The sequence below is a fragment of the Psychrobacter sp. 1Y4 genome, from assembly GCF_051847555.1.
The window spans coordinates 310267-316373 of the sequence record NZ_JBPYDE010000002.1; the positions used below are offsets into that span (position 1 = coordinate 310267).

The following is a 6107-nucleotide window of genomic DNA, read 5'->3' on the forward strand; positions in this document are numbered from 1 at the left end:
GTGCGCTTTTTGCTTATTTCTGCATGACAATCTTACCTACCTAATGCATTTATACTTAAGTGTACTGCCCTTGGATAATATCTATAAATGCTTGCCAGATTGGGCTTTTATGGCGGGCTTTGTGCCAGACCAACCACCAAGTCCGCGACAGATCAATACCCGTTACCTTCACTTGTACCAATTTTTGCGCTGTCAACTCTGCTTCAATCACATGCTGCGACAAACAGCCAAGCCCAATATCGGCACTGACCATATTTTTAATCGCCTCTGACTGCTGAATCGCCATAACGACTTCGACATCTGGTAAATGCTTAAGCAATTGCTCGTCGATAATTTGCCGCGTGCCCGAGCCTGCCTCACGTACCAACAACGGTAATTTTGCCAGCTGCGTTACAGTCAATTTATAACACTGCTCAGCTGCACTATACTCAGCCCAATCGGTTAGCCATTTACTATCGTGTTTAGCAAATATTACTAAGGTATCTGTACGCCATTCTTGCTGCTCGATGACTTTTATGTCTGTCGGACGCGGCATGCCTTCGACTAAAGCGATATCAATATTTAACTGTTCAACTTCATGAATGACTTCTTGGGTGTTGGCAATATACATGTCGACGTTAGCGTCTGGTAGTGCTTTATACAGCTGGGCTAATAGTGGTGGTAACACATAATTGCCGATAGTCGTACTAGCACCAATATGAATCTGTCCTGCTTGATACTGATGATACTGCTCAAGTGTCAAAGACTGGCTTAATAGTGCTTGCGCCTGTACATAAACCGGATGCGCATTTGGATGTTGATTAAGCCTGCGCCCTACTCGTTCAAATAAAGGCATTTGTAAGCGCGCTTCTAGCTCGGTCAGTGCGCTACTGACTGCTGACTGTGATAGATGCAGCGCTTCGCTGGCAAGGCTGGTACTACCTGTCTGATAGACACTAACAAATACTGCCAGTTGCCGCAAAGTGATCTTTGGTACAGTCTGAACGGTCTTCTTCATCAATCGCTATTGCCTTTTATCAAGATACTCTACTAACCTAAAATTTCGATAGGTTATACCTTATTAATCTGTTTTTATTATAAAACAACTTATCTTATACTGTCTATTCATAAGCTTATGCTTATTTTGATTATCGACAATAGGATGCGTCCCTTATGCACGCTTTTGCCCAATCAGTGAATCATTATTTTCCAAACAACCGTCACTTAGCAGGATTGGTTGTCGTGCTGATCGGTAGCTTATTTTGCCTATGGCTTAATAACAGTTTGAATACTTGGTCGAATGGACATATCGTGGGTCTGTCATCTTTGACATTAGCTATCTTGCTTGGAATGATCCTTGGTAATACGATTTATCCTAATTTCGCTGAGCGCTTAAATGCTGGCGTGGTCTTTGCTAAGGGTCAGATTTTACGTCTTGCCATTATGTTTTATGGTTTTAAACTGACAATAACACAAGTTGCAAGCGTTGGCATGCCAGCAGTTATGACAGATGCACTAGTACTGACATCGACATTTTTACTGACATATTGGCTGGGCACAAGGTGGTTAAAGGTTGACAAAAAAACAACTTTATTGATTGGTTCAGGCGCTAGTATTTGCGGAGCAGCGGCGGTCATAGCAGCAGAGCCAGTGGTCAAAGCTGAGGCGCACAAGGTTACGATTGCAGTAGCGACAGTGGTCGTGTTCGGCACTATAGCCATGCTACTTTATCCTTTTTTGTATCACCTTGGTTGGTTACAGCCTTGGCTTAGTGCCGAGCAATACGGCGTCTATACTGGCTCAACTGTCCATGAAGTGGCACAGGTTGTTGTCGCTGGTAATGCAGTAAACACTGAGGTTGGTAATACTGCAGTTGTCACCAAGATGATACGTGTCATGATGCTCGCGCCATTTTTACTGGTTTTATCATTTGCCTTGACCAAGGGCGATGGTCAAAACAGCGATAAAAAATTATCGTTTATAGCGCGTATTAGACAGGTCAGCGTACCTTGGTTTGCTTTTATCTTTATTGCTATTGTCATACTACATACATGGCTGCCAATGTCTAAAAGCTTTGAGCAAAACATGATCTTATTAGACGATGTGTTACTGACGATGGCTATGTTTGCACTGGGCTTAACGACTCATCTGAGCGCGATCAAGCAAGCTGGCATTAGACCGCTTATCTTAGGTGCAATTATGTTTGGCTGGTTAATACTAGGCGGTGGCCTTATTAATATTGGCATTAGCTTTATCTAGTAGTTTGCCTGTCCATTCTTGAATGTTCACCTCATTACCTAACGTAAAAGGCCTCCAACTACTTATAGTCGGAGGCCTTTTTATATTTATCATCTAATTTAGTATGATTGACTAAAACCTTTTAAGGAAAACGATTACTACATCTACTATCAGTGCTTTAGATACCAAATCATAGACGAAAAAAAACGAACCCGAAGGTCCGCTTTTCTACATCTATTCATCTAGCTGTCTATAAAGACAAATTAGATAGCAACGATGTTATGTGCTTGTGGGCCTTTTTGGCCTTGAGTTACAGTGAACTCAACTTCTTGGCCTTCAGCCAAAGTTTTGAAGCCAGAACCACTGATTTCGCTGTAATGAGCAAAAACGTCTGCGCCGTTTTCTGGAGCGATGAAACCAAAGCCTTTAGCTTCGTTGAACCACTTAACTGTACCTTTTTGAGTATCTGACATGTCGATAATCCTACTTTTAAATTTATTAATGGTCTAGTGACCGGTAACGCTTGCAAATAGCTACTGAACGATAAATATTAAAACGAAGGATTATAACTAATACTACGAGGTAATGATTTGGTGCAGAACTGCTTTTAAGCTTGGACGTATTATAAGACGTGCAAGCCTATATGGCAAGCTTTATCTTATATTTCATGTAACCGGATATACAATCATATTTTTTAGTCGTCGATTTGCGCTTATTTGGCATTGGGTAAGCGAAACAAATATATCGCCACTCCGCTACATACAAGGGCTACCGCCCATGCAACCCATAGCATATCTGCTGGCAGCCGATAAAATAACATTGCCGTTGAAAATCCCATCATCACTGTTGCAAGCCATTTAGCATACCGAGGAACAGCATGGTTTTCTTCCCAATCGCGGACATACTTGCCAAAATACTTGTGATTGATCAGCCAAAAGTGAAAGCGGCGCGAGCTTCTTGCCCAGCAGGCAGCTGCCAATAGTACAAAAGGCGCGGTCGGCATTACTGGCAATAAGATACCGATAATACCCAACACAAAAAACAACCAGCCAAGCGTCACAAACGTCCAGCGTATCGTTGGACTGCTGGATTGATTGGTCTTTGGTCGATAGTAAAAGGATTTTTTATTGTCAGTCATAAATATGATTTCGATACACGATAAAAGACAGATATCACTATGAACTTATAAAGCGAGAACGCAGCTTAAAAAGTAAAGCTCAGCTATCTATATAATTGTGTAAGCATGCTATAACGTTTAGAACGACACAAGTCTATTTTTGCGACATTTTACTATCATTAAGTATATCTGGATAAATTTGACCAACAAAAACCGCTCATAACTTAAATCATGAGCGGTTTTGATTAAACATGCGTTGAAAAAACTTTAAACCAGTATTAACGCAATAATTGGGAATATCAAAAAATATCCAAAGACGGCCAAAATTGCGTACTTGGTTTCGATACCTTTACCATTAAACTGCATTCTAGCCAGCGTATCGCCAAGCTTCAAAATCGAGATACTATAAAAATAAAAGGCAAATAAGAGAAGTACAATGCTAATAGTAAATATCGCGATGGAAGATAGCGCGCCAAAGAGGACAACCGTTCCTGGGAATAAAATCTCACCTTTGATAATTAGGACCAATAAAACGATCGCGGCACCTGATGCAGAGGCATGGAAAAATATAATATCGTGTAAGGTGGCATCAGCTTTATAAAAGCTGGTTTCGATGTCGAGCTTATCGCTACTCAGTGCCCTCGGCATCGAGTCTCTATCAACGATTGATTTGTGACCTTTTATATGACTCATGGTCACAAGAAAGGTAAAAAATGTCAGGGCGACCCAAAAGACTACATGTATATTTATCATCATTATTATTCCTAAATCTACTAAAACATGATTTAAAAATATCTTATACACCGACCCCGTCACTTACTTTTTACTTGTGTAAATCCAATTCTTAGAGAAGTCAGTGCGCTTATATTTATACTATCAGCCTTATCGCTTTGATTTGTAATAAAATGTCTAAGGCCTAATTTTGCTATAGCGGTGCTACATTTAGTCCTAAATAAAATAAGTATAAATATCATAATGCGCTACTGGAACAAATTTTTCTTTGCTTGCTGTGCCTACGCAGACAGAGGCTGCAAAAAATTTATCCCTATAGCGCTGTATTTCTTTTATGGTGGATCGAGTATAGCTTATAGCAGACAGGTTATCGTGTTTGGTAAATCGTATGGACGTAGTGTCTAATTCGGTTTTGTTTTGGCGTAAAAAAACCGCTCACAGTTTTGTGGGCGGTTTTATTTTTAATGATATTATTTTGGCTTACTTATTTCGATATCAATCCTATTTCTCGTGCTTCTTTGAGCCAACTTGGAAAATCTTCTAGCATGTTTTCATACAAGGCTTCTTCGCTGATATCGTCTAAATCATCGAGTTCAAAAAAGTCGCAATTATCAATCACGCGCCCTTCCATATCATCTAGTTTTTTGAGGATGCCATAACCACGACCACCCAAGCCCACAAACTGCCAAAATATCGGTAGTTTCGCCGCATCCGTCATGACTCTAGTGATACCGCGATTGTCATTAACCCCGCCATCACTGATAAATAGCACGTAGATAGGCACGTCCAAGCCGTCCTTTTGATAAAACTCTGTCACGGCTTTCATGACCTCTGCTTCGTTATTGATGCGTGGGCCAAGCTTCCATTTGCGCCAGCCGCCATGAGCGTTGTTGATGAAGCCGTCATAGTTGCTTAGCTCAATCTCGCCCAAATACTGCGGATCTCGGGCAAACGCCCAGCAGTCTAGCGCTTGGTCATCATCGAAGCTCACTGCCAATGGCAGTATGCGGTTGACCACTTCTTGCACGCGGCCTTTTTTGTACTGTCTGTTCATTGAGCCTGAGGCATCTAGCACCAGTGCTACCTTTGCGGTTAATTGCTGCAATTGGCGCTTCTCAAGCGATACCGTGGCTTTTTTGGCCAGATTGACCAGTTTTGGCGCTTTGTCTAGCATGACCTTCTCTAACGACGGTTTTGCTTGCACTGGCGTGGCGGTCGGCTCGATTACTTGCGGGCTGCCCTCTTCTACATCGCCACCGAAATGCTGCACGATGGCAGCAAGCCCACCATTAAAGCCTTGTGCGACGTTGGATACTCGCCAAACGCCACCCTTACGATACAGCTGCATCAACATACTGGCTTGCTGCTGTGCAAAGTCTGCTGCTTGATACTCTGCCTGTGCTTTTTGTGACTGTTGCCAAATCCCAATCTCTAACGATTGAATTTGATTCAGCGGCGTGTCGGCTGATAACACAAAAAACAAGCTGTCTATATTCGTAGCCAGTTTGGATAAATTCACTTCAAACTCGGCTTGGATGCCTTTATTTGCCGTTGGCTGCGACTCGTAATGGGTGAGCTTGATTTGACCGCACGGTGAGGTTGGCTGATTATAAAACACCATGTAATCATCATTGATCAGTTTACCCGCTGCGTCTAAGGCAAAGCAGCTGATGTCCATCTCGATTGAGCTTTGACGGGTGAACTTAAGCGTGATTGGTGCGGTATCGTCAATAGCAAGATTGCTTAAAGGCGCGCGTTGTCCGACTGTGAGATGATTCATGGTGTTCCTTACGTTAGCGTGTTATTCCTTTAAAGATAATAGCTTAATTACTGACATTAAAAAACCGCTAACAGCACGAGCTGAAGCGATTTTTTGCCATAGTCAAACTAAGGGCCTACATAATTCTCAATATCTAAAATACTTTTTAGATCACACCTCTTAGCTATTCTTTGTTTAAAATTAATAGACCTCTTGCAAAAGTCATAGTTTAAGCTCGGAATTAATGATACCAGCAAATAGCTTCATTCTAAGATCGTAGCG

6 protein-coding genes are annotated in these 6107 nt (G+C 41.8%); 1 reads left to right on the top strand and 5 read right to left on the bottom strand.

Annotated elements, in window-relative coordinates:
- Window positions 1–55 precede the first annotated feature (55 nt).
- Entirely contained in the window at window positions 56–997 is a 942-nt protein-coding gene (locus ACS8FC_RS02810) for a LysR substrate-binding domain-containing protein (protein WP_439295805.1), read from the bottom strand.
- A gap of 155 nt (window positions 998–1152) precedes the next feature.
- Here ACS8FC_RS02810 and ACS8FC_RS02815 point away from each other — a divergent pair, with 155 nt between their 5' ends.
- A complete protein-coding gene (locus ACS8FC_RS02815; RefSeq protein ID WP_439262077.1) occupies window positions 1153–2238 on the top strand; it encodes a YeiH family protein in 1086 nt (361 codons plus the stop codon).
- A gap of 242 nt (window positions 2239–2480) precedes the next feature.
- On the opposite strand, the gene cspE is transcribed toward ACS8FC_RS02815, so the two are convergent.
- From cspE to ACS8FC_RS02835, 4 genes are all read right to left on the bottom strand, one after another.
- Window positions 2481–2690, bottom strand: a complete 210-nt coding sequence (gene cspE / locus ACS8FC_RS02820) for a transcription antiterminator/RNA stability regulator CspE (RefSeq protein ID WP_075102704.1) — start codon at window positions 2688–2690, stop codon at window positions 2481–2483.
- Window positions 2691–2929: 239 nt separating this feature from the next.
- Window positions 2930–3355, bottom strand: coding sequence for a YbaN family protein (locus tag ACS8FC_RS02825; protein WP_439262079.1), 426 nt, complete (start codon window positions 3353–3355; stop codon window positions 2930–2932).
- Window positions 3356–3601: 246 nt separating this feature from the next.
- On the bottom strand, window positions 3602–4090 hold the full coding sequence (locus tag ACS8FC_RS02830) for a hypothetical protein (protein ID WP_439295806.1): 489 nt from the start codon (window positions 4088–4090) through the stop codon (window positions 3602–3604).
- Between the two features lie 460 nt (window positions 4091–4550).
- Complete coding sequence (locus ACS8FC_RS02835) at window positions 4551–5846, bottom strand: VWA domain-containing protein (RefSeq protein WP_439295807.1); 1296 nt, start codon at window positions 5844–5846, stop codon at window positions 4551–4553.
- Window positions 5847–6107: the final 261 nt, after the last annotated feature.

Coding starts and splice junctions, on each gene's coding strand:
- ACS8FC_RS02810 (WP_439295805.1), bottom strand. CDS start 997: ATGAAGAAGACCGTTCAGACTGTACCAAAGATCACTTTGCGGCAACTG.
- ACS8FC_RS02815 (WP_439262077.1), top strand. CDS start 1,153: ATGCACGCTTTTGCCCAATCAGTGAATCATTATTTTCCAAACAACCGT.
- cspE (WP_075102704.1), bottom strand. CDS start 2,690: ATGTCAGATACTCAAAAAGGTACAGTTAAGTGGTTCAACGAAGCTAAA.
- ACS8FC_RS02825 (WP_439262079.1), bottom strand. CDS start 3,355: ATGACTGACAATAAAAAATCCTTTTACTATCGACCAAAGACCAATCAA.
- ACS8FC_RS02830 (WP_439295806.1), bottom strand. CDS start 4,090: ATGATGATAAATATACATGTAGTCTTTTGGGTCGCCCTGACATTTTTT.
- ACS8FC_RS02835 (WP_439295807.1), bottom strand. CDS start 5,846: ATGAATCATCTCACAGTCGGACAACGCGCGCCTTTAAGCAATCTTGCT.